Source organism: Bacillus sp. HSf4, from assembly GCF_029537375.1.
Lineage (GTDB): Bacteria > Bacillota > Bacilli > Bacillales > Bacillaceae > Bacillus > Bacillus sonorensis_A.
In genome coordinates, this window is record NZ_CP120679.1 from 3025883 (window position 1) to 3050180 (window position 24298).

The window sequence follows — 24298 nt, forward strand, 5'->3', positions numbered from 1 at the left end:
ATTAAACCTCCTTAAGTTCGATGGCGCGACAAAAAGGCTTGGACTTCTTCAAAGGAACGGGCATTCAAGACGTTCGCTTTCCCTGTCCATCCTTTTCTCGCTGCCGTAACGCCTGTTGTCATATCATCAAGCATCGCCGTATTGTGGGCATCCGTATTAATGACCAGTGTCACCCCTGCGGCATTCGCTTTGATCAAATGTTCCATTCTCAGATCAAGCCGCGCCGGGTTGGCGTTCAGCTCCAACGCTGTATTCGTTTTTTTCGCCAGCTCGATCAGCTGGTCAATATCCACTTCATAGCCGGCTCTTTTTCCAATCAGCCGGCCCGTCAGATGGGCGATAATGTCAACGTGCTGATTCTTCAGCGCGGTTTCGAGCCGCTTCATGATGACATGCTGCGGCTGTGAAAAGCTCGAATGGATTGATGCGATGACAAGATCCATCTCGCTCAGCAGTTCATCATCATAGTCAAGCGTCCCGTCAGGCAGGATGTCCATCTCAACGCCTTTAAAAATGTGAAAATCGCTAAATTCCTTGTTCAGTTCGTCAATTTCTTTCGCCTGCATGCGCAGCCTTTCCGGGGTCAAGCCGCCTGCCACTTTTAAATATTGCGAGTGGTCGGTGATCGCCATATAACGGTACCCTTTTACCATGCAAGCTTCAGCCATTTCCCTGATCGAAAACGCGCCGTCGCTCCACGCCGAGTGCATATGGAGGTCTCCTTTAATATCTTCCGCACAAATCAGCCCGAGATCATCGCTGTATTCCTCGACTTCTTTTCCCGTCTCCCTCAGCTCCGGCGGAATAAACGGAAGTCCGAAATGGGCGAAAAACTCTTTTTCGCTTGAAAATGTCCGGATATCACCCGTTTCGACGTTTTCGACGCCGTATTCACTGATCCTTTCGCCTCTTTCTTTGGCGAGCTGGCGCATTTTGATATTATGATCTTTTGATCCTGTAAAATGATGGAGTGTCGTTGAAAACTGTTCTTCGGTTACAAGCCGGAAATCGGCGCTGATTTCGTTTTCGAAGGAAAAAGTCAATGACACCTTTGTATCTCCGCTGGCAATGACCTCCTTGATGTTGGAAAGCTTCAAAAGCCCGTCGCGAACAAGGGCCGGATCAGTGACAGCCATAATATAGTCAAGGTCTTTCACGGTTTCCTTAGCCCGTCTTAAACTCCCTGCCCGCGAGAATTTCACGAGGCCCGGCAGCCCTTTAAGCTGCTCTTCGATCACATCGGCGACGGCCAAAGCGACCGCGATCGGGTACCGTTCAGGGCGTTTTCCGGCTTCTCCCAAAGCTTGGAGGATTTTTTCTTCCGTTTTTTTCCCGAATCCGGCAAGCCCCTGAACCTTCTGCTGTTCGCAGGCTTCTTTTAAGGAAGCCGCATCACAGACGCCCAGCTCCTGATACAGCTTGGCGATCTTTTTACCGCCAAGGCCGGGAAGCTTCAACAGCGGCACAAGCCCTTCCGGAACCTCTTCTTGCAGCCGTTCAAGCGTGCCGGACACACCGTGGTCCATATATTCTTTGATAACGGCGTATGTCCCTTTGCCGATGCCGGAAAGAGACATCATATCATCAATTTCCGAGAGGCTGCGGTCATCCTGTTCAAGCGCCGCCGCGGCCTTTCTGAACGCTGATGTTTTAAACGGGTTGTCCCCTTTCAGTTCCATATATATCGCAATCGTTTCAAGCAATCTGATAACATCTTTTTTGTTCACTTTTTTCACCTCTTGTTTCCCCGTATACATCCTGTTTCAATCATACAAATTTTTGGCTGTTCCGACAACAAACAGCCGCCTTTCGACAACTCTTTCACTGAAAAAAACTTCCCTTAAAGCAGAGAAGTTTTACAAAGACCCGTACTCATTCATCAGATTGTTGAGCATGTTTGACAGATACGGCGTTTTATGAATAATCAAATCGGCCAATACCGAGTTCGACATCATGCTTTGCAGCGCATCAATCGGCAGCAGCGCACCGATGAACAAGACGACAAACACAAATAAATAAATCTCGGCGAAACCGAGCACAGCCCCGAGAATCTGGTTGATTTGCTTAATGATCGGAATGCTTGCCACTGCGTCCAGAAATGATGCGGCAATTCTAAGCAGGATGATCGTCAGGAAAAAGAGAATCAGAAACGCGATCATGTTGTAATAGGCGCCTTCAATACTCCCGCTCACAAATGCGAGCGCCGCCTGGCCGCCTGAAAAATCCGGAGACGGAATCCAGCCGAGCTTCGGCGCAAGATCGCCGTAATAGGTTCCGGCTACAGCGATCGCGGCGATAAACGTGATCAGACGGATAAACTGTCTGATAAACCCTCTTTTCAATCCGATAAACAGACCGGACAAAAGCAAAATGATAATGATGATATCTAACATCGTGATGTTCAATCCTTTTCTTTAATTTGTCCTTTTAATCTTTCAAGCTCTTCTTTCAGCTTCAAGTAATCGTGAACCACGTTCACAGCGGTCAGAACGGCAAGCTTATTTATATCAAGATACGGATTTTTTTCATTGATTTCTCTCATTTTATCATCCACAATTGAAGCAACGTGCCTCATATGGCTCTTCGTTTCTTCGCCGACAATTGTGAAGTGCTGACCGTAGATGTCAACTGTTGTTTTTGTTTTACGACCATCAGACAACGTTTCTCCTCCATTCCACTTGTGCGAGAATCCTAGTCTATATCATAACATGATTACAGATTGAATGGAAAGACGAGCCCTCCGCTGTTATGATACACTTATAAAAATGTTGATAAAGCCTGTTTTATCAGCTGAAAAAGGAGATTGAACCGTGTCACATTCCGTTTTAAAAGTTCCCTATCCCGTTATTGAACGAATGCAGGACCACTACCGTTCTGATTTGACCTCCCAATCGGTGCAGGGAGCGGTTTTCCAGGCCAAACCCCAAGGCTGCACCATTACAGCATATCGCTCAGGAAAGGTTTTGTTCCAAGGAAAAAACGCCGAAAAAGAAGCTGAGCGCTGGGCGGCTGCGGCCGATGCACCGGCGGAAAAAAAGCCCGCTTCCAAAAAAAGCGCCCCGTCCGTCTATCAGCCGCCTGAAGGCATCGGCTCCATGTCTGTGATCGGCTCTGATGAAGTCGGAACAGGCGATTATTTCGGTCCGATGACAGTCGCGTGCGTATACGCCGATAAAGCAAAGCTTCCTCTTTTAAAAGAGCTGGGCGTCAAAGATTCAAAGCATTTAAAGGACCCGCAGATCATCCAAATCGCACGCGATTTAATCAAGACGGTCCCCTACAGCCTGCTCGTTTTAAGAAATGAAAAATACAATGAGATGCAGCAAAAAGGCATGAGCCAGGGAAAAATGAAAGCCCTCCTGCACAACCAGGCGATCACGAATCTGCTCAAAAAAATGGACGGCATACGCCCAGAGGCCATTTTGATCGACCAGTTCGCCGAGCCGGCCGTCTATTTTAAACACTTGGCAGGCAAGACCGCCATCAAAGAACGCACATATTTCAGCACAAAAGCGGAAGGCATCCACCTCTCCGTCGCCGCGGCTTCAATCATCGCCCGCTATTCATTTTTAATGGAGATGGATAAGCTGTCAAAAGAAGCCGGATTCCCGCTTCCGAAAGGCGCCGGACCGCTCGTCGACGAAGCGGCGGCAAAGCTGATCAGAAAAAAAGGCGAAACTGCCCTGCGGCAGTTTACAAAGCTGCATTTTGCGAATACGCAGAAGGCGAAGCGGATGGTTTAGCGGTGAAAAGTACTCCTGTTGTGCAGGGGTGCTTTTTTGTTCGGCGGGAGTAACCGAGAGGGAGTGGATACGGTGCCACTTATGAAGCTGACGCCTATATTGATAAGGAAAAGGTGCGTCTTCTGGTCATTAAAACAGCGGCCGCCCATCAGTATACAACATCAATGTACAAAAGATCAGTATCTGCATTTGGACTAAATACTCACGTCGTTTTCCTTCTCTCTATCGCATGATAAAATGGAATAGAAAAAGATCCCCTTTTTGTCGGATTTGAATATCAAAAAACCTTGAAAGGCAGTAGCCAATCAAGGTAGAAGAGATGAACACTATATTCATCACCTATAAGCATTAATCATCATCACCAAATAATAACTCATCCATTTCTTCTCGATCTTTTGCAATACCTTCATAAGTTTCGATCAAGTTCTTTACCATTTCAAGTGTTATTTCTCTGTTATTTTCATTAATTTTAATGCTGGCTCCCAATGATAGTAACTGTTCTATTATGTTTACTAATGATTTTAATTCTCCCGTGTCATAGTAATCACATTCAATAACAGGTTTTCCAGATTCAATTGCCTGCTTTAGTTCCTTAATAGGTTTGGACGATGTTTTTCTTAATAACGAAATGTACTTAGTAATATTTGAATCATTGAGTACTTCCACATCAATCAAGTTCATCATAATAACTCCCTTCTAAAATAAAAATCTTTAATATCTTTAATCGGTTTTCCCGGGAGACTATCCTCCATGCTATCACTATAAATGCTCGCTTGTTGTTACTGGATATACCACTTCTCCATTATCGCTTAAGTGAGGGAATTTAGAAGTACTATAACTGTGATGTCCTTGCATGGTTTTCCCTTCAAATTTAGGTCTCTTATTATTTAAAATATCTTGTGCCTGCTCTTTTGACCAATTTCTTGTCACCGTTAGGTATTTTTGTTTTTTCTTGTTTCCAAAAAACTTAACACTTTTGTCTCGCTTAGCAAAATAATGTAGATTTAAAGATATTCAGATCACCGTAATAAACGATTTTGAATAGGAATTAATCATCCTTGTTTAGTTCAGAATGTGATGTTCAAAAACTGCCTTTAAATAATCCCAAGAGCTGTCGCCAAAAGGATGACAGCAACCTCTCCCGTCTTATCATAGACGGAGCGATCTGCTTTAAGCTTTTGATTTTTCAAATTTCTCTTTCTGCATTTGTTATGTGTGACAGCCACTAAAAGCGCAAAATTCTTTTCACTTCTCCATGTTCAAAGACCTGTCAAACGGCAGGTTTTTTTGTCTATATATTTTGTCGAAACACTGTGATTTGCAGGAATATCGAAAGAGCAACAAAAAGAACGTATGATTTATGTCCTCTTTTCGGATGAATTGAAGGAATTTTTAGATAATTCCTAGAATTCCTGATTTGTTCAAAATAAAGGAGGGGTACAAAGTGAAAAAGCGTTCTTTATTTTTATCGTTATTACTTACCGCCGGCATCATTCCCGGGGTAACGGCGGGAGCCGCGAAAGACAGCGGACACGATCACACGCATGCGGCCGAAGGGACTTATATCGATTCATTACCTAAAGCGAAAACCTTTAAAGATTTGCATGGCAAAGTTCAGATTGAAAAAACGACGAAAACGAAAATACTTAATGAAAAAGGAAATGTCGTCGGACAGAAAACCTTCAAAAAGAATACAGGCAATGGAAAGTTTTCGACACAGGCGAACACAGGCAGCCAAAAGGTGAGCGTGTTGGCGGTGGCAGACGCGCAGTACCGGGCAAAATACAGCGACTGGCAGACGAGGATCGTCCAAATTGTTGAACAGGCGGATGTGATGTTCAACCGCGATCACAGCATTGATTTTGTCGTAGAGGCAGTTGCCCCTTGGACATCCTCCGGCAGCAACAGTTCTCAGATTCTATCAAACCTTCAGCGCAATTTTAGCGGGAAAAATTATAAATTCGTCGTCGGATTTACAGCCAACAGCCATTTTGACGCCGGCGGCATCGCTTATGTATACAGCGGCAAACCGGGTGGCAGCGCCTTCAGCGTCAACCTTGATCAGGGAACGGCTAATACGGCAAAAGCAGCCACACATGAGTTCTCCCATAACTTCGGGTTACACCATGATGCGCAAGGAAGCGGCATTCGCTGCATCATGAATTACGATTACGCATACACAGTCGATGTCTGGGATTCGTCGCATAACAGCCAGATTGAAAACAATAAAGCTTGGTACAAGTAAAAAAAGGGCGTCCTGCATGAAGCGGCAGGCGCCCTTTTTGCACTTTCAAAAACACCGGCCCCCAACAGGGACCGGCCGTTTTCGTATTTTATCCTCTCAGCACAGCCTGATGTGTTTCCTCCAGCGCTTTCAACACTGTGTCGTGAACTTTCGTCACTTCTTCTTCAGTAAGCGTCTGTTCAGGATTCAAATATTGCAGGCTGAAGGCGACGGATTTTTTGCCTTCTTCCATGTGCTCGCCTTCATAGACGTCAAAGACGTGCACTTCCTTCAACAATGCGCCGCCGGCTTTTCGAATGACATCCTCAAGCTGGCCGCTGGCGATGCCTTTGTCTACGACCAGCGCGATATCGCGGGTGACGGACGGGTATTTCGGAATGGCCGTATACGTAATCTCCGGCACATCAACCGCGAAGAGCTCATGGAGATCAAGCTCGAATACATAAGTCTCATGGAGATCAAGCTCTTTTTCAACCGATGGATGAAGCTGGCCGATGAAGCCGATTAAAGAGCCGTTGTACAGAATGTTGGCCGTTCTCCCCGGATGGAGCTCTTTTCTTTCAGACTGGACGAACTCAACGCCCTCTTTGATGCCGAGCTTGTCAAATAAGCCTTCGACTATGCCTTTTACAACAAAGAAATCGACCGGCTTTTTCTCCCCTTGCCAGAGGTTTTTGTGCCACAGACCTGTCACAGCTCCGGCGACGTGTTCTTTTTCGACCGGTTTTGTCTGTTCTTCGGCTTTTAAGAAAACCGAACCGATTTCATAAAATGCTGCTGAATCGGTTTGTCTTGCCAGGTTGTAGGATAACGAATCAAGCAGATTCGGCAGCAGGCTGTGCCTCAAGACGCTTCTTTCCTCACTCATCGGCAGTGAAAGGATCGTTTTAAACGATTTCTCCAGCGCGTATGCGGTCGCTTTTTTGTCGCTTGTCAGTGAGTAAGTGATCGCCTGAGAAAGCCCGGCTCCCTCCAGGAAGCGTCTGACTTTTCTCCGTTTTTCCTGATAAGGGGTCAATCCGCCGCTAAAGCCGGTCAGTTCAGGCAGTGATGACGGAATGTTGTCATATCCGTACAATCTTGCAACCTCTTCAATCAAATCTTCTTCGATCGTGATATCGCCTCTTCTTGAAGGGACGGTGACGATCAGCTCGCCGCCCGTTTCTTCAACGGAAAACCCGAGTCTTTGAAAAATGCGGACCATTTCCTCTTCACTGATGGACATCCCGAGAACTTTTGTGACTTTTTCAGCGGACAGGCTGATGACTCTGTCTTTCACGTCAAGGTGTTTTTCCTGAACCGTGCCCTCTAAAACTGTGCCCCCCGCATAGCGGCTAATCAGGTGTGCTGCACGTTCTGCGGCAGGGAGAACACGAGCTGGATCGATGCCTTTTTCAAAGCGGACGCTTGATTCACTGCGCAGTCCAAGATCTTTGGAAGCTTTGCGGACAGTCTGTCCGTTAAAATATGCCGCTTCCAGCAAAATCGTCACCGTATCTTCGCGGACTTCGGAATCCGCTCCCCCCATGACCCCTGCGACGGCTTGCGGAAGAGAGCCGTTTGTAATGACGAGATGGTCGGCTGATAGAGTTCTTTCTTCATCATCAAGCGTGACCATTTTTTCATTTTCCTCCGCTTTGCGGACGACGACCTCTTTTGAGCCGAAGCGGTCATAATCAAAAGCGTGCAGCGGCTGGCCGTATTCCAAGAGCACAAAGTTGGTAATGTCGACGACATTGTTGTGCGGCCTGATTCCGGCGTTGATCAGCTTCGTCTGCATCCACAGCGGGGACGGCCCGATTTTGACGTCTTTAATGATTTTCGCCGCGTATAAAGGATTGGCTTCTGGATCTTCAATTTTGACGGAAATATAGTCTGCCGCTTTTTCGGCGCCTGCTTGATAAGCCGTCTCAGGGAGCTTGACTTCGCGGCCGAGAATCGCAGCCACTTCATAAGCGACACCGAGCATATTCATGGCGTCGGCGCGGTTTGGCGTCAGTCCCAGCTCCAGCACCGCATCATCGAGCGCAAGGCTGGTGAGCGCATCCGTGCCGATCTCGGCATCGCTCGGAAATACGAAAATACCTTCCGCATATTCTTTTGGTACAAGCTTTCCTTGAATGCCGAGCTCCTCTAAAGAGCAGATCATGCCGTTTGAAGCTTCGCCGCGAAGCTTCGCTTTTTTGATTTTAAAATTGCCCGGCAAAACCGCGCCGACCATTGCGACGGCTACTTTTTGCCCTCTGTCCACATTCGGGGCTCCGCAGATGATTTGCACCGGCTCCTCCGCGCCGATATCGACAAGACATTTATTTAATTTATCGGCGTTCGGATGCTGCTCGCGTTCGAGAACATGCCCGATGACAACACCTTTGATTCCTTCCCCTTTATATTCAACGCCTTCCACTTCAATCCCGCTTCTTGTGATCTTTTCAGCGAGAATATCCGGCGTCATTCCGTCTAAATCCACGTATTCCTGCAACCATTTATATGAAACAAACATCACGCGTCCTCCTCTTTAAGCCTGTTTAAATTGAGATAAAAATCTGACATCGTTTGTATAGAAATGGCGGATATCATCAATTCCGTACTTCAGCATCGCGATCCGCTCAACACCCATTCCAAAAGCGAAACCCTGATATTGTTTGGAATCGAAACCGGCCATTTCAAGCACGTTCGGATGCACCATTCCCGCGCCGAGGATTTCAATCCAGCCGGTCTGCTTGCAGACTGAGCAGCCTTTTCCTCCGCATTTGAAGCAGGAGACATCGACTTCGACAGACGGTTCTGTGAACGGGAAAAAGCTTGGTCGAAGTCTGATTTCGCGATCTTCGCCAAACATTTTCTTCGCTACGGTTTCAAGCGTGCCCTTCAAATCGCTCATGCTGATGTCGCGATCGACGCAAAGCCCTTCAATCTGCATAAATTGGTGGGAGTGTGTCGCATCATCATTGTCGCGGCGGTATACTTTTCCCGGACAGATGATTTTGACCGGGCCTTTCCCTTCATGCTTCTCCATCGTACGCGTCTGAACAGGAGAGGTCTGTGTTCTCATCAGCGTATCTTCGGTGATGTAAAAGCTGTCCTGCATATCCCGGGCCGGGTGCTCCTTCGGAAGGTTGAGCGCTTCAAAGTTGTAGTAGTCCGTTTCCACTTCCGGTCCTTCTTCAACTGAATACCCCATGCTGATAAACAGGTCTTCAATATCCTCGATGACGATCGTTAACGGATGGCGCGCACCCGTTTTGACCGGACTTCCCGGAAGCGTGACATCAATCGTCTGTTCTTTCAGCTTTCTTGCCACTTCTTCTTCTTCAAGACGGGCATTTTTTTCAGCGATCGCGCTTGCAATCGTCTCCCTCACTTCGTTTGCCAAAGCGCCCATTTTCGGTCTTTCTTCAGCAGACAGCTTTCCCATCCCGCGAAGCACTTCTGTAATCGGTCCTTTTTTTCCGAGATATTGAACGCGGACATCGTTGACTTCCTTTAATGATCCTGCGGCTGCGACTTTTTCAACCGCTTCTTTTTCAAGCCGTTTCAGCTCTTCCTGCATCTTAATAATTCCTCCTTTTATGTAGCTCACATTGTTTCGCTGCAATAAAAAAAGCCCCTTTCTTCATGAAAGGGACGACTTGTGGCCCGTGGTACCACCCTTTTTTAAACAAAGCGAAAAAAAGCTTTGTTACTCACTTCATTGGCATAACGGATTTGAATCCGGTTCACCTTTACACACCTTTTAAGAAAGATGTGGTCCCGGTGACAACTCAAGAGGTGAAGCGTTTTGACACCGGCCATAAAAATGCTTTCAGTCTAAGGCATTTTCTCCCTTGATGGCGGAGTGGTCAAAACAGTCCTCTGTCACTGTTTTTAAACATATTAAATTCATTATAGTGAATTCCTTTTTCTTGTGCAACCGGTTATCCGCGGAGATGGTATAACAGCACCGCTGCGGCGGCTGCCACATTCAAGGACTCCGCTTTCCCGTAAATGGGAATGTAAAGATTTCTGTCCGTCTGTGCGAGCAGTTCGGGATCAACCCCAGAACCCTCATTTCCGATCAGCAGCGCAAACGAGTCTGACGGCTCTGCTTCTTTAAATGGAACGGCATGTTGCAGCGCAGTTCCATAGACGGGGATTTGTTTTTCCTTCAACTCTTTCATCAGCCCTGAAAGCTCAGCTTTGATAATCGGAATATGAAAATGTGATCCTTGCGCAGATCTGAGCGTTTTGGCGTTATAAGGATCAACCGTCCCATGGCCGACAACCACGGCATCGATTCCCGCGGCATCGGCCGTGCGGATGATCGTTCCTAAATTGCCGGGGTCTTGGATAGCATCTGCAAGGAGCAGTTTTTCATACTGAAAAGGACCGCTGTCGGGCATTCGGCAGACTGCGGCGACAGACTGGGGAGTCTCGGTTTCTGAAATGGCAAGAAACGCGTCGCGGCTGACAAGATAGCAGGCTATATCCGGATCCAGCCCGTCCGGCATATCAGCTTCATCTAAAATGATGATTTCCTTGACAGTGCCCGGTGTTTTCAGCGCTTCTTCAAGAAGATGCTCCCCTTCTATTAAGAAAGTATTGGTTTTTGTTCGTTCTTTTTTCGTGTGAAGTTTTTTCCAATCCTTCACTTTTTGGTTTTTGGCTGATTCAATATGTTTCAAATCGGTTTGGCTCCTTTTGTTTCGCGAATAGTCACATTATATCTCATGAATGGTACATAATAAACCCGATAGTGAGGCAGAATATAGAAAACCAGAAGATGAAATGGAGTGAAAAAGATGGATTTGAATTTGCGCCATGCGGTGATTGCCAATGTATCAGGAAATTCACAGGATGAGCTTGAACATACGATTGTCGATGCGATTCAAAGCGGTGAAGAGAAAATGCTTCCCGGTTTGGGCGTATTGTTCGAGGTCATTTGGCAGAACGCATCAGAAACAGACAAAACCGAAATGCTTGAAATGTTGGAGCAAGGGTTGAAGACGAAATAAACCGGACGGCCGAACAGGCCTCCGGTTTATTTTGATCAGCCGGGAATGGAAGGCTCCATCCTTAAGGAAGGATCGCGCCAAATCTCCGTCCACTTTTTAATGGCGGCCGCCATAATCACCAATCCCAAAACGAGCATCACAATCGATAAAATGCCGTTCAACACGCTGTAGCCGCCGGCTTCTGCATTGAAGTAAACGTGTCTGATCATCCAGTACCCCGCATAATTGACGGTCACATACAAATAGGCGAGCGGAATAAGACACGTCAGCATATATCTTCGTTTATCCGCGATTTTTAAAATGACGGTCGCCCCGATGATCAGTCCGACGGATGCCATTAGCTGATTGGATACGCCAAACAGCGCCCAAATGGAGCTGATGTCCCCGGAATAAAGCAAATACCCCCACATGAAGCAGGCAAGAGCGCTTGCTATTACTGACCCCGGCAGCCAATCCGTTTTTTTGAGCGGTTTGTACACTTCACCGAAAAAGTCTTGAATCAAATAGCGGGCCACCCTTGTTCCGGCATCAATCGCCGTTAAGATAAAGACCGCCTCAAACATAATCACAAATTGAAAGAAATATGAGGCCAAATGGCTGAAAAACGGGATATCTGTAAAGATATAAGCCATGCCGACGGCGAGCGTAACAGCTCCGCCCGTTCTTCCTTCCAAATCAAGCCCGATCTCCCGGCTGAGCTCCGGCAGATGGACGGTATCCATGCCAAGCGTCCGAAAAACCTCAGGTGCGCTGTTGATCGCAAAATAATCGCCTGGCTGCAATGCAGTCGCCGCGATCAACGCCATAATCCCGACGAGACATTCGACAAGCATGGCGCCAAAGCCGACAAATTTCATATCGCTCCATTTGTCGAGCATTTTCGGCGTTGTGCCGGAACCGACAAAGGCGTGAAAGCCGGAAATGGCTCCGCAGGCAATCGTAATCGAAATAAACGGCCACACTGGTCCCGGCGAAACGGGGCCTCCCCCGCCCGTAAACTCGGTGAATGCCGGAAACGGGATCGCCGGATTCACGATGAATACACCGGCTATCAAAGCAATGAATACACCGATTTTCATAAAGCTGCTCAAATAGTCGCGCGGTGCGAGCAGCAGCCAGACAGGCAGGGCCGCTGCGAAAAACGCGTAGACCGGAAGCGCGATGGAGAGCGTTTTCATATCAAGCGTCAAGGCCTCTCCCAGCGGCGTATTGGCGACTGACGGTCCGATGAACACGCCGGCCATCAGCAGAATAAACCCGACCGTTGACGCGAGCTTCAGGTTTCCTGTCTTTTTATAAAATAAACCGACACCCATGGCGATCGGTATCGTGATCGCGACCGAGAACGTCCCCCACGGATTGCGCTCAAGCGCGTGGAGGACAACCATCGACAGTCCCGCCATCGTGATCGTAATAATAAACAGCATCGCCAGGCCCGTACAAAACCCGGCGACAGGTCCGAGTTCTTCTTTAGCGACTTCTGAAAGCGATTTACCATTCCTCCGCATCGACGCGAATAAAACGACAATATCGTGGACGGCTCCCCCGATGACCGCCCCGATCAACAGCCACAACAGCCCCGGCAAATAGCCGAACTGCGCAGCCAAAATCGGCCCGACGAGCGGCCCCGCGGCCGCGATCGCTGCAAAATGATGACCGAAAGACACCCATTTGTTTGTCGGCACATAATCTTTGCCGTCTTTTTGGAGATGGGCAGGAGTCGGTTTGTCGTCATCCACCTTCAGCACTTTCACCATCATAAACGTTCCGTACAAACGGTAGGCGATCGCCAATATACAGATGGAAGCGATCACAATCGTAATGGCATTCATCCAATTCCTCCCTCCTTGTTGTCCTTTTTAACATAGCTTATATTTTTTGTAAGCGCAATCATCTTTTTTTCAAAAAAGACCTCCCCTCATTCTTCGATTTATATAACAGTTAAAAATGGATGTTTTAGATTGACGATTTAGCACGATCGTACTAAAATGAGGTCATGAATACAAAAACACAAAAAAGGCGACTGCAAATTATTGAAGATGCTATTCAAGTGCTTGTGGAAGAAGGTTATGCGAATGCCTCTATCGGCAATATCGCAAAAAAGGGGGGAATCAGCAAAGGGGTTGTAACGTATCATTTTCCAAATAAATTACAGCTTATGAAGGCTGTTGTGGAGCATTCCTATGGACTTGCAGCACCTTATATGGAAAAATTCATGGACGGTTTAGACAGTGCTCCGGCCACACTCCGCGCGTATATTGAATCAAATCTCAGATTCATGTATGAACATCGAAAATACGTGACCGCAATCATTGAAGTGGTTTCCAACTTACGAACAGAAAGCGGTGATCTGTTTTATCAGAATGAAGATGAATCAATATATGAGCCGCTGATTGAAATTTTTAAGTGGGGACAGGAAATAGAAGGGAGTTTCAGAGAGTTTTCCCCGCAAATTATGGCTAGAACCGTGCGAAGCGTCATCGATTCATTGGGACCCAAAATCGCAAATCATGATATATCAGATATAGAGTGCGCGATATCTGAAATTGCAGATACGTTCGATTATGCAACGAGAAAAACACCTAAAACTATAGGGGGGCTATCGTGATTACTGACGAATTTAAGAAAATAGACGAAAAAATTGTTGTCGTAAGGAAGCTTGAAGGTATGATCACATTATGCGTCTATGCATGCACAATCCTTGTAGTGCTTTACTTTACTTTAACATTCGGCTGGCCGAAATGGATATTGGCTGTCATCACATGTTTCGCTATAGTCTCTGTACCGTTTGAACTTTATTTTTTACCGAAGTGGAAATATGAATTTTGGCGATATCGTCTAAGTGACTTAAGCATCCAAATCCATAAAGGAATCATTTTCAAGCGAAAAATATTAGTTCCTGTGGGGAAAGTCCAGCATGTCGAAGCAAAACAAGGTCCTATTTTAAAAAAGTACAACTTATATACAGTGACGTTATCCACGGCAGCCGGCAGCCACGAAATTTTGGGATTAGCCGAAAAAACAGCCGATTCCGTACGTAAGGATATTGAAACATATGCGAGGTTAAGCGATGAACAAGTCTGAAAAATTAATAAAACATCGTCTCCATCCCATTTCGATTCTTTATTTTATGATGAAGGCAGGCAAGGAATCTTTATCATTTATTTGGTTATACCCGCTGCTCATTTTATTGATTCATAAACAGATAGGCAGCCAAATTCCCGCTTTGATCATCGGCGTCTTTCTCGTTATTTTTCTCATGATGGTATTGATCATGATTGGTGTATTAAGGTGGCGGGCATTCACCTACCAGATACGCGAGAAATCGATATATATAGAATATGGTTTGTTTATAGTCAAGAAAAGATGGGTGCAGCCGGACCGCATTCAGTCCATTGATTCTACGGTCCGTCTATATGACCATTTATTTTCTACACGAACTTTAACGATTGAACTTGCCGGAGGAGATGAATCCAGCATCACACTCAGCTGTATTTCAAGAGAAGAAGAACAGCGCATTCGAACGGTTTTAAATGCAGAGTCAAAAAGCAAGCCGATCGAGCATGGCGGAGCGTCAATGTTTCAATTGTATAAAAAAGATCTCATTTTACACAGTCTGCTTTCCCCTAAATTCGGGATTGTGCTTTCATTATTATCACTAGGATTATTGAAATATTTGGATATATCGAAAGAAACAGATCGATCCGCTTTATTTACTAACTTATCAAGCTGGTTCGGTTCTAACTGGATCATCGTCGTGATGGTTATCATCGTACTTCTCTCGTTTGCACTTTCATTGTTATTAACATTTGTAAGTGATTATCATTTCACATTAAAGAGGAACAGCAAAGGCGAACTCGAAATCGAACAAGGCCTGTTTGAGAAGAAAAAACGAACGATCGACGAAAACAGGATACAGGCCATTCTAATCATCGAGCATCCGCTTCACCGCCTCCTGGGATTTGCATCAATCAAAGCTGTTGTGATTCGTAATCGGCCAAATGAACAAAGCAGTAAAACGATCACCCTCCTTCCTTTTGTTAAAAAAGAAAAAGTCTGTTCCATTCTTGAAACGTATACCGGCTACCGGAAAGGCAACCATTTGCACATGCTCACAAAGGAAGCCAAACATTATAATATGGTTCTGCCATTTATAGCAGGTTGTGTTCTTGCCATACCGCTATGGATGTTTGTGCCCGGTTACTATCATTATCTGGCTGCGGTTCTGCCGCCTGGATTATTATGTCTGGGGACGATGGTATATCGAATGATTGGCTGGCATCAAAGCCGCTATTTTTTAACTTTGCAATATGGCTCCTTATCCCGCAAAACGGCACTTATTAAACGCGGGCGCATTCAATGGGCATCATTAGGCCAAACATCTGTACAAGAGAGAAAGAATTTGGCATCCATTAAGCTGGCCGTTGCTTCAGGAAAAGAAAATGTGAAGTTTTCTATAACCCACATCCCAATAGAGGATGCAACAATGATTTATCAACATGCCCTTAAAACAAGCTGAGGATGTTTCAAAACGTTTAGCACATGATAAAACCAAGTTGAAAAATATGAATAATAAGAATAAAATGATATTAAACTTCACCTCCTGTCTCAATAGACGGATTTAGCGGGGATCATCTGATCTCCGCCCTTTTTTGCTTTCAGCATAACGGAACGACATAAAAATGAATGGCCATGACAAGAAGAAACGCAGCGATTCCCGTGATACGACTGCTGTTTGTTTTTACGAGCGAAGCTTTGAGATGATAAACGAGGGATGAAAACAAAAGCATGCCGATAAAGATGGCGCCTCCCTTTAAAAATGAGTTGGTAAAAGGGGAGCGATCAATCACTTCCGTCATAAACAAAAGCAAAAGGTATGCTAAAAATCCGTACATCAAAAAGCAGTGAGCAGCTGACATAAACGTCTTCATATATCCTCCTCCTCCTCCCCTTGTTGATCTTATTCTCCGGCATGAATGTGTAAACCTTTTTACACCTGAAAAAAACCGGCACAGCGGCCGGTTTTTTAAAATCATTGTTTCTTCAGTCTGATTACATTCCAGGAAAGTTTCGGAAGATGAGCTGTCAGTCTGCCGTCACATACTTTGGCGTCTCCGCCGCAATGAGGGACGACATTGTTTTTGTCTTTCTCATTTGTCGCTTTATTGTCTTCGTGCTCAAGGACGATATGCTCTGTCACAGTGTATCCCTCAAAGCTTCTCATATCAGCCTCCATTTCCAGGACGCCGTCTGTCGCGCGGTTTACAGCAAACACCGTTAGTTCCTCTGCTTCTTCATTGAAAACAGAAACGGACTCCAAATACGGAACATCTGTGAAGTCTTTACTGTCATACTTCGGTGATGAAACTGCCGTCTGCAATACGGTTCCCCGGCCGTAAACAGAGGCGTGCATGAACGGATAGAAGATCGTTTGCCGCCATGCTTCACCGCCTTTGTCTGTCATGATCGGCGCGATGACATTGACGAGCTGGGCGAGGCAGGCGATTTTGACGCGGTCGGCGTGCTTCAGCATCGTGATCAGCATGCAGCCGACAAGCAGCGCATCTTCGAAGTTATAGATATCTTCGAGGAGGTGCGGCGCTTTCGCCCAGCGCTCGGCTTCTTTGTCTTTTTCATTGGAATGATACCAGACATTCCATTCATCGTAGGAAAGATGAATCGTCTTTTTGCTGCGTTTTTTCGCCTTCATATAATCACAGACAGAGACAACCGTTTTGATGAAGTGATCCATATCAAGCGATCTCGCTAAATAGTTCGGCAGGTCATTGTCGCGATTGCCGTAGTACGAATGAAGCGAAATATATTCAACATGCTCATACGTATGGTCAAGCACTGTTGTTTCCCAGTCGATGAATGTCGCCATGCCGCTTCCGGAGCTGCCGCAGGCGACAAGCTCGATCGATGGGTCCGTCCATTTCATGACTTTTGCTGCTTCAGCGGCAATCCTTCCGTATTCTTCGGCTGTCTTGTGGCCGATTTGCCACGGACCGTCCATCTCATTGCCGAGGCACCAAGTTTTGATCTTATGCGGCTCTTTATAACCGTGCGATTTTCTCAAATCGCTGTAGTAAGAACCTGACGGGTGATTGCAATATTCAACAAGATTGCGGGCCGCATCAATTCCTCTCGTACCGAGGTTGACGGCCATATTGACTTCGGCGCCGACAAGCTTCGCCCAATCCATGAATTCATTCGTACCGATCAGATTCGGTTCTGTCGTCGCCCATGCCAAATCAAGCCTTGTCGGCCGGTTTTCAACCGGACCGACGCCATCCTCCCAATTATACCCGGATACAAAGTTGCCGCCGGGGTACCTGATAAACGGAACCTTCAGCTCTTTGACCAGTTTGATGACATCCTTGCGGAAACCCGATTCATCAGCCTCAGGGTGGTCCGGTTCATAGATTCCTTCATATACCGCTCTGCCAAGATGCTCGATAAACGAACCGTATATCCGTTTGTCAATTTCTGCAACCTTCAATTCTTTGTCAATCGTCATTTTCGCCTTTTTTTCCGTCATTAAAAAATCATTCCTTTCAAATTAAATATGTTGAATCAGCCTTTGATTCCGCCTGCGGTCAGCCCTGATACAAAATACTTCTGGAAGAACAGGAATATCAAAATCACAGGCAAAATCGCCAGCACCGACCCCGAGATCAGCATGTCGTAGTTATTTCCATAAGGACTAAGCAAAGCGGACAGCCCGATTGGAAGCGTAAACATTTCTTTTGACCGTAAAACGATCAGCGGCCATAAAAAATTGTTCCAGCTGTTTAATGACTGCAGGATGACCATCGCCCCGAACGCCGGTTTCATAAGCGGCGCCATAATCCGGAAAAAAATGCCGAATTCGGTGCAGCCGTCCATTCGCGCCGAGTCAAGCAAATCTCTCGGCAGACCGAGCGCATACTGTCTGAAAAAAAATACGGCGACAGGCGACACGATAAACGGGAGTATCACACCGGCATATGTGTCGACAATGTGCAAAGAAACCGTCATTTTAAATAAAGGCAGCATTAAAATTTCGATCGGCACCATCATGATCAAGAGCACAAACACAAACATCAGGTTTTTCCCTTTAAAATCGTATACGGCAAGACCGTAGCCGACCATCGAAGAAAACAGAAGCGTCAAAACAGTTGAAATGACAACGAGGATCAGGCTGTTCGAAAACCATTTAAAATAAATGCTTCCACCGTTAAATAAATAAGTATAGTTGTCAAGGCTCAGGATGTCAGGACTCAGCTTTAAATTCAGCCCGAAGCGCAGCAGCTCCGAAGATGGCTTAAGCGAGCCGAGCACAAGGCATAAAAGCGGGAACACAAACAAAAAGCCCAAAATAGCAAACAGCAGAAATAAAGCGATTTTTGCGATGTTTAAGCCTCTGGCAGGACGCATTAATAGCCCTCCTTTTTAAATGATCCAGACAGCTTTAATGAAATAAGGCTGGCGATGAAAATAATGATCAAGAGCACGATGCCGAGCGCCGCGCCGTAGCCCATGTTGTTGTAGGCAAGCCCCTGCTGGTAAATGTATCCGACCATCGTCAGGCCGATATTGCCAGGCGAGTTGTTCTGCCACAGCACATAGCTTTCTTCAAACATCCGAAAGCCGCCGATGATGCTGATCGTCAGCACGTAGACGGTGACCGGTTTGAGGAACGGAAGCGTGATATGAAAAAACTTTTTAAACGTGCCGGCGCCGTCGATTTCCGCCGCTTCATACAACTCTTTGGGCACGTTTTGCAAGCCGGCCAAAAAGTAAAGCACATTGATGCCCATCCATCTCCACGATGCGAGCATGACCATTAAAAACATTCCGGTATGCTCATTGTTCAGCCAGTTTTGCGGTGCAGCCCCTAGCTTCGTCAAAATCGAATTCGCCAGTGATGTATCCATTTCCCCGAAAATCAGCCGGAAAATGATGCCCGCCACAATCGTTGAAGTGAGAGCCGGGATGAATAATGCGGATTTAAACACGTTTTTAAACTTCACCAGCTTCGAATCCAAAAAGAAGGCAAGGATAAGCGGAACCGGTATTAAAATCAACAATGTCCAAAAGGTATATTTCATGGTGTTAAAAAGTGCAGTATAGAAAGTAGGATTGTTTAATGCTTTATAGTTCTCCACCCCGATGAAGCGGATGTCGCCGGGGAGAATGCTTTGAAAGCTCATGATGACGACGCTGATAAGCGGATAAAGAAAAAATATGCAAAAGGAGAGTACGAAAGGTGCTGTGAAAATATAGGGTGCGGCTTTTGCTGAATATAACAAATTTCTGATCTTTCTTTTTCTCGCTACCGGCGGAAACGAATGCACTGTATCTGTTTTAACAGTCTTCAAGTTATCGCCTCGCTTTAACAGTAATGAAAGACTATGGCCCCTTCACTTCAGCGGCTGCTTTGTCCAATGCTTCTTTCGGCGTTTTACTTCCGGTTTTCAGCGCTTCATATAATACATTTTTGTTCACCAAGTCGGAAGTTTTCGCATAATCCTCGTGTAAATAAAGCGGGTTGATTTCATCTTTAATGTCAAGAAGCATCGAAAAAATATCGCTGCCGTTTTGAAAATATTTCGTGTATTGATTCGGTTTTTTCAATTCTTTAGAATCCCACACATCCCATCTGAGCGGATCGAATCCGAGCACTGTCCACAGTTTGATATTGCCTTCTTTTGATGCTTTCGCGAACTTTAAAAAGTCCTTGGCCAAATCGACGTGTTTCGCTTGTTTCGGAATGGCGGTGGCTGTGCCCCCCATGCCAGCCGACCGGTCTCCTCCTTCTTCGAAGGCAGGAAGCGGTCTGATCGCGATTTTCCCTTTTAAGTCAGGCATATAATCCAAAAACCTGCCCATATACCAGATCGGCATTAAGACGGATGCCGCCCCGCCCTGGTTCATAAATCCGTAGTATTCCTCGCTGTGATGGTTACCTCCAGGCGTGGTGATCGCGATTTTATCTTTTTCGATAAGCTCTTTCAAAAATTCAAGTGTTCTCACATTTGTTTCATTATTTAATGTCAAATTTCCGTTTTGATCAAAGTATCCTGAACCTTGCTGGGTTAGCAGCGGCAAAAAGGAATTCGGATCGGTTGTTTCGATCGTCGTCATCGGTTTGCCGACGGCTTTGACAACCTTTTTGCCCGCTTCCCTGTAATCCTCCCAGGTTTTGATGTCGTCCGGATCGACCCCGGCTTTGTTTAAAATGTCCATGTTGTAGTACATCACGGTCGTTCCGACATGCGTGCCAAGTCCATACAGCTTTTCATCCTTGCTGTAGAGGGTCAGCCTCGCTTCAACGAACTTGTCGCGCTCCTTCTCAACCAAGGAAGTTAAATCTGTCAGAGGAATATCCGATCCTTTCAAAAAATTGGAGAATCGTCCGAGTTCAATATCGGCGAGATCTGGGACGCCTTTCCCCGCCAGCAGTGAAATTGACAGGTTGTCATGCATTTGTCCATATGGATACACAACCGTATTCAGCTTAATTTTGCGCTTAGGGTATTTCTTGTTCCATTCTTTCACCATTTCTGCGTAAAACTGTTCATGGAGCCCATTAAACGTCCAAAAAGTCAGCTCGGTGGCATCCTGTGTTTGCTCAGAGGCAGGGCTTGCCCTGCACCCCGTCAAAAGCAAACTTGCGGAAAGCGTCAGCATCAGAACATATGAAAGGAACTTTTTCACGTTTTACCCCCTTTCATGGAATGGCCTCAACTCAGGTAAAAGGCCGTATTGATTGATGATTTTGAGTCCCGTATACCGATCTCTGAGGTGGTGGGCGTTCTTCAGCGCTTCATTAAGCAGATGCTGATCGACATCCAGTTCTTGAAATGATACGGGCCCGCCGATTCGCCTCATCCAGTCGGCCATTTTGTCACCGGCGGGAAGGTTTTGATAAGCAGAGGAAACGGCTTTCCCGACTTGTTCATCATCCCATGTGAGATCTTTAAGGGATCGATAAACATCGGCCAGCATAATGGCGGCGCAGCCCACTTTTGCACCGTGAAGCAACTGCCGCTTCCCATCTTCAAGCGCTTTCATTTCCAGGTAATGTGAAAGGTGATGCTCGCCGCCAGATGCCGGTCTTGAATGATCAAGCACCAGCATGACAAGGCCGGAAATAACGAGCGATTCCATCAGTTTTTCAATGCCTGCGCGCGTTTTTGCCGCAATCTCATCTATACTGGACAGACACTGTTCAAGCGCTTCTTTTGTGGCGGCGCAAGCGGCCGGACAGTGGGGCTCATCTGCAAGCAGACGGGAAATGTCCCAGTCTGCAAGCGATGTCACTTTGCCGAGCATATCGCCGAACCCCGCAGCGATCATTTTCTGCGGAGCATTTCGCAAAATCTCAAGGTCGGCAAATAATGCAAGCGGCGCAACCGTTTGAATCGTCTGCTTCTTCCCCTTCAAAATCAGCGGCGCACCGGCTGAAGTAAACCCGTCAACCGATGGCGCCGTCGGCACGGAAATAAACGGAATCCCGCGCTGGCAGGCGCAAAATCTGACGATGTCATGGATCGTGCCGGAGCCGGCGGCGATCAGCACATCCGTGTCCATCGGCACGCTGATCAGCGCACTGACCAACGTTGTTTCATCTGCCGTGACATCGCCGGCTTCATTCGCCTTCAGCTTGACCGGGACGGTTCTCACTGTGCTCTTCAGAAGATGCAGCAGCCTTTTTCCGGCGATTTGCTCAGTCGTTTCGTCGCAGATGATGGCAGCTTTTTGAAAGCCAGCCGATTTCACGTATTCCGGGAGCTCCTCGTCGACGGCATGTCCGCCAATGGCTATTTTTTCGACTGTCAGCGGATGATGAACAGATCCGCACTCGCATGAACCTAAAGTATTGTTGATATAAGAAATCAGGTCCTTCATTGAACCGTTGCCTCCTCTATTGGCCGTAATACGCGTCAGCTCCATGCTTCCGGAAAAAATGCCGATCCTGTAAAGCACTGCTGATCGGGTGAAGAGACGGATTCAGCATCAGAGAGTGATAGGCCATTTTGGCCACCTCTTCTAGAACAACGGCGTTGTGGACGGCTGTCAAAGCATCCTCCGCCCAGCAAAACGGACCGTGGTTGTTGACGAGAACCCCCGGAACATCGCGATAATCAAGGTGCTGAAATGTTTCCGCAATCACCTTTCCCGTATTCAATTCGTATTGGCCGGAGATTTCCTCGGCGTACATCTCCCTTGTACATGGAATATCACCGTAGTAATAGTCGGCATGTGTCGTACCCAATGACGGAATATCCCTGCCGGATTGCGCCCAGCTCGTCGCCCACGGGGAATGGGTATGGACAATACCGCCTATCGTCGCAAATTGTTTGTAAAGATAAAGGTGTGTCGGTGTATCGGAAGACGGCTTCAGTTTGCCTTCTACGACCTCGCCTTCCAAGTTCAAAACGACTAAATCTTCCGCTTTTAACTCGCTGTATTTCACACCGCTCGGCTTAATGACCACCAGCCCTTTCTCGCGGTCGACGCCGCTCACATTCCCCCATGTAAATGTGACGAGGCGGTGCTCCTCAAGCTGTAAATTCGCTTTTAAAACCTGTTCTTTTAACGCTTCCAGCACAAGTTTCCCCCTCCTTTTAATGATCGTTTAGCGGACGGCCGGGCTGACGGACTGGATGTTTTTTAATTTTTTGAGACGCTTCATGACATCGTTTTGTTTTCCGAAATACGTATACAGCGCCTTGTATTCCTCATATAGCTGATCATACAATGCGACGTTTTCCGGTATCGGTTTGTACGTATGCTCTTTGATTTTGCCCATATGTCTGACAGCATCTTCGATATGATCATACCCGCCGTTTTCGCTTCCGGCAGCAAGGGCTCCGAATATCGCAGATCCTAAAGCGGGAGCCTGCGGAGAGCCGGAAATTTTGATTTCCATGTTTGTCACATCAGCGTAGATCTGCATGATGAACGGATTTTTTTCGGCAATTCCGCCCGCGGCATACAGCTCTTCGATCGGTACGCCGCTTTGTCTGAACGTTTCAATGATAATTCTCGTGCCGTAGGCGGTCGCTTCCACCAATGCCCGGTATATGTCTTCCGGCTTTGTGGCGAGCGTCATCCCCAGCATCATTCCCGTCAAGTCCGCATCGACCAGTGTCGAACGGTTGCCGTTCCACCAGTCCAATGCAAGCAGCCCGCTTTCGCCGATGCGCAGCTTGTCGGCTTTTTCGCTCAACAGCTCAAAAATCGTGATCCCTTTTGCTTCCGCTTCTTTCATATAGGATTCCGGTACAAAGTGCTCAATCATCCAGTGAAAATGATCGCCGACACAGGACTGACCCGCTTCATAGCCGACATATCCCGGGAGAATGCCGTTTTCAACGACACCGCACATGCCCGGCACCATCCGGATATCCTCGCCGAGCAGCACATGGCAAGTGGATGTCCCCATGATCATCAGCATTTTTCCCGGTTCCGTGATTCCGACGGCCGGCACTGAAACGTGGGCGTCGACATTTGCGACGGCAACCGCCGTTCCCGGTAAAAGACCTGTTTTGGCCGCCATTTCCGCAGTCAATCCGCCAGCTTTTTCTCCAACCGAATAAATGTCTTCCGCTAATTTTTCCTGAACGATTGTTTCCAGCTTCGGATGCAAAGCCGCGAAAAAGTCGCCGGATGGATAGCCGGTCTTATTGTTCCAGATCGCTTTATAACCGGCTGTACAGTTGTTTCGTTTTCTGTTTCCGCAAAGGGTGAAGACGATCCAGTCGGCCGCTTCCATCATTTCGGCCGCCGCGTCATAAATGTCAGGCGCTTCTTCTGCGATTTGCATCACTTTTGGCACAAGCCATTCAGAAGAAATTTTCCCGCCGTATCTTTTCAGAAAATCTTCATTTCTCTCCTCTGCGATTTGATTGAGCCGGTTTGCGTGCTCCTGTGCAGCATGGTGCTTCCAAAGCTTCACATAGCTGTGAGGTTCTGCGGCGTATTCAGCCCTCATGCATAGCGGTGTCCCGGCTTCATCAACCGGCAGAATCGTGCATGCGGTAAAATCGATGCCGATGCCGATGATGTCTTCCGGAGCCGTTTTCGATTGCGCCAAAAGGCTTGGAATCGTTTCTTCCAGCACTTCAATATAGTCCGCCGGGTGCTGAAGCGCCCAGTCCCTCGGAAGCTTCCGTTTTGTTCCGGGCAGTTCATGGTCAATCACGCCGTGCGTGTACTCTTTTACAGCAGTCGCAACCTCCTCACCGGTCCTGACATCGACCAAGACAGCTCTCCCCGATAACGTTCCAAAGTCAACCCCGATTGTGTATGACATATGCTCACCC

At 47.0% G+C, this 24298-nt stretch carries 22 protein-coding genes; 6 read left to right on the top strand and 16 right to left on the bottom strand.

The window, feature by feature from the left end; all coding sequences use genetic code 11:
* Positions 1–11 precede the first annotated feature (11 nt).
* From polX to zapA, 3 genes are all read right to left on the bottom strand, one after another.
* Positions 12–1727, bottom strand: a complete 1716-nt coding sequence (gene polX / locus P3X63_RS15630) for a DNA polymerase/3'-5' exonuclease PolX (protein ID WP_277691377.1) — start codon at positions 1725–1727, stop codon at positions 12–14.
* 129 nt (positions 1728–1856) lie between these two features.
* Complete coding sequence (locus P3X63_RS15635; protein WP_026588181.1) at positions 1857–2393, bottom strand: CvpA family protein; 537 nt, start codon at positions 2391–2393, stop codon at positions 1857–1859.
* 8 nt (positions 2394–2401) lie between these two features.
* On the bottom strand, positions 2402–2659 hold the full coding sequence (zapA, locus tag P3X63_RS15640; protein ID WP_026588182.1) for a cell division protein ZapA: 258 nt from the start codon (positions 2657–2659) through the stop codon (positions 2402–2404).
* 151 nt (positions 2660–2810) lie between these two features.
* Here zapA and rnhC point away from each other — a divergent pair, with 151 nt between their 5' ends.
* A complete protein-coding gene (rnhC, locus tag P3X63_RS15645) occupies positions 2811–3743 on the top strand; it encodes a ribonuclease HIII (protein ID WP_277691380.1) in 933 nt (310 codons plus the stop codon).
* A 348-nt stretch (positions 3744–4091) separates the two neighbouring features.
* On the opposite strand, the gene P3X63_RS15650 is transcribed toward rnhC, so the two are convergent.
* Positions 4092–4427, bottom strand: coding sequence for a hypothetical protein (locus P3X63_RS15650; RefSeq protein WP_277691382.1), 336 nt, complete (start codon positions 4425–4427; stop codon positions 4092–4094).
* 760 nt (positions 4428–5187) lie between these two features.
* Here P3X63_RS15650 and P3X63_RS15655 point away from each other — a divergent pair.
* Positions 5188–5988 (top strand): zinc-dependent metalloprotease, encoded by an 801-nt coding sequence (locus P3X63_RS15655; protein WP_026588185.1) that lies wholly within the window; start codon positions 5188–5190, stop codon positions 5986–5988.
* A gap of 88 nt (positions 5989–6076) precedes the next feature.
* Here P3X63_RS15655 and pheT read toward each other — a convergent pair whose 3' ends face one another.
* The 3 genes from pheT to P3X63_RS15670 form a co-directional block, all read right to left on the bottom strand.
* Positions 6077–8491: a phenylalanine--tRNA ligase subunit beta gene (gene pheT, locus P3X63_RS15660; RefSeq protein ID WP_277691385.1), complete on the bottom strand. Its 2415-nt coding sequence runs from the start codon at positions 8489–8491 to the stop codon at positions 6077–6079.
* Positions 8492–8506: 15 nt separating this feature from the next.
* Positions 8507–9541 carry a phenylalanine--tRNA ligase subunit alpha gene (gene pheS, locus P3X63_RS15665; RefSeq protein WP_026588187.1) on the bottom strand — a complete coding sequence of 345 codons (1035 nt, stop codon included), beginning with the start codon at positions 9539–9541 and terminating at the stop codon, positions 8507–8509.
* 364 nt (positions 9542–9905) lie between these two features.
* The gene (locus tag P3X63_RS15670) at positions 9906–10652 is read right to left on the bottom strand and encodes a TrmH family RNA methyltransferase (RefSeq protein WP_026588188.1); all 747 of its coding nucleotides are present in this window, start codon (positions 10650–10652) and stop codon (positions 9906–9908) included.
* Positions 10653–10769: 117 nt separating this feature from the next.
* Between P3X63_RS15670 and sspI the strand changes: the two genes are divergently transcribed.
* Positions 10770–10982, top strand: a complete 213-nt coding sequence (gene sspI / locus P3X63_RS15675) for a small acid-soluble spore protein SspI (protein WP_026588189.1) — start codon at positions 10770–10772, stop codon at positions 10980–10982.
* A gap of 35 nt (positions 10983–11017) precedes the next feature.
* Here sspI and cstA read toward each other — a convergent pair whose 3' ends face one another.
* Positions 11018–12814, bottom strand: coding sequence for a carbon starvation protein CstA (gene cstA, locus P3X63_RS15680; protein WP_026588190.1), 1797 nt, complete (start codon positions 12812–12814; stop codon positions 11018–11020).
* Between the two features lie 164 nt (positions 12815–12978).
* On the opposite strand from cstA, the gene P3X63_RS15685 reads away from it, so the two are divergent.
* The 3 genes from P3X63_RS15685 to P3X63_RS15695 are packed head-to-tail and all read left to right on the top strand — an operon-like array spanning position 12979 to position 15501.
* The gene (locus P3X63_RS15685; protein WP_277691391.1) at positions 12979–13590 is read left to right on the top strand and encodes a TetR/AcrR family transcriptional regulator; all 612 of its coding nucleotides are present in this window, start codon (positions 12979–12981) and stop codon (positions 13588–13590) included.
* Positions 13587–14066, top strand: coding sequence for a PH domain-containing protein (locus tag P3X63_RS15690; protein WP_026588192.1), 480 nt, complete (start codon positions 13587–13589; stop codon positions 14064–14066). The genes P3X63_RS15685 and P3X63_RS15690 overlap by 4 nt, the downstream gene beginning before the upstream one ends.
* A complete protein-coding gene (locus tag P3X63_RS15695; RefSeq protein ID WP_277691394.1) occupies positions 14053–15501 on the top strand; it encodes a PH domain-containing protein in 1449 nt (482 codons plus the stop codon). The genes P3X63_RS15690 and P3X63_RS15695 overlap by 14 nt, the downstream gene beginning before the upstream one ends.
* Before the next feature lie 139 nt (positions 15502–15640).
* On the opposite strand, the gene P3X63_RS15700 is transcribed toward P3X63_RS15695, so the two are convergent.
* From P3X63_RS15700 to araB, 8 genes are all read right to left on the bottom strand, one after another.
* Positions 15641–15913 carry a hypothetical protein gene (locus tag P3X63_RS15700; RefSeq protein ID WP_026588194.1) on the bottom strand — a complete coding sequence of 91 codons (273 nt, stop codon included), beginning with the start codon at positions 15911–15913 and terminating at the stop codon, positions 15641–15643.
* A 101-nt stretch (positions 15914–16014) separates the two neighbouring features.
* A complete protein-coding gene (gene arfA, locus P3X63_RS15705) occupies positions 16015–17523 on the bottom strand; it encodes an arabinosylfuranosidase ArfA (protein ID WP_077736225.1) in 1509 nt (502 codons plus the stop codon).
* Between the two features lie 35 nt (positions 17524–17558).
* Complete coding sequence (locus P3X63_RS15710; protein WP_026588196.1) at positions 17559–18401, bottom strand: carbohydrate ABC transporter permease; 843 nt, start codon at positions 18399–18401, stop codon at positions 17559–17561.
* Positions 18401–19345 carry an arabinooligosaccharides ABC transporter permease AraP gene (araP, locus tag P3X63_RS15715; RefSeq protein ID WP_277691398.1) on the bottom strand — a complete coding sequence of 315 codons (945 nt, stop codon included), beginning with the start codon at positions 19343–19345 and terminating at the stop codon, positions 18401–18403. The genes P3X63_RS15710 and araP overlap by 1 nt, the downstream gene beginning before the upstream one ends.
* Before the next feature lie 31 nt (positions 19346–19376).
* Entirely contained in the window at positions 19377–20657 is a 1281-nt protein-coding gene (gene araN / locus P3X63_RS15720; protein WP_372709695.1) for an arabinooligosaccharides ABC transporter substrate-binding protein AraN, read from the bottom strand.
* Between the two features lie 30 nt (positions 20658–20687).
* Complete coding sequence (locus tag P3X63_RS15725) at positions 20688–21878, bottom strand: sn-glycerol-1-phosphate dehydrogenase (protein ID WP_077736224.1); 1191 nt, start codon at positions 21876–21878, stop codon at positions 20688–20690.
* A gap of 16 nt (positions 21879–21894) precedes the next feature.
* On the bottom strand, positions 21895–22581 hold the full coding sequence (gene araD, locus P3X63_RS15730) for an L-ribulose-5-phosphate 4-epimerase (RefSeq protein WP_277691401.1): 687 nt from the start codon (positions 22579–22581) through the stop codon (positions 21895–21897).
* Between the two features lie 27 nt (positions 22582–22608).
* Complete coding sequence (gene araB, locus P3X63_RS15735) at positions 22609–24288, bottom strand: ribulokinase (protein WP_077736222.1); 1680 nt, start codon at positions 24286–24288, stop codon at positions 22609–22611.
* Positions 24289–24298 lie beyond the last annotated feature (10 nt).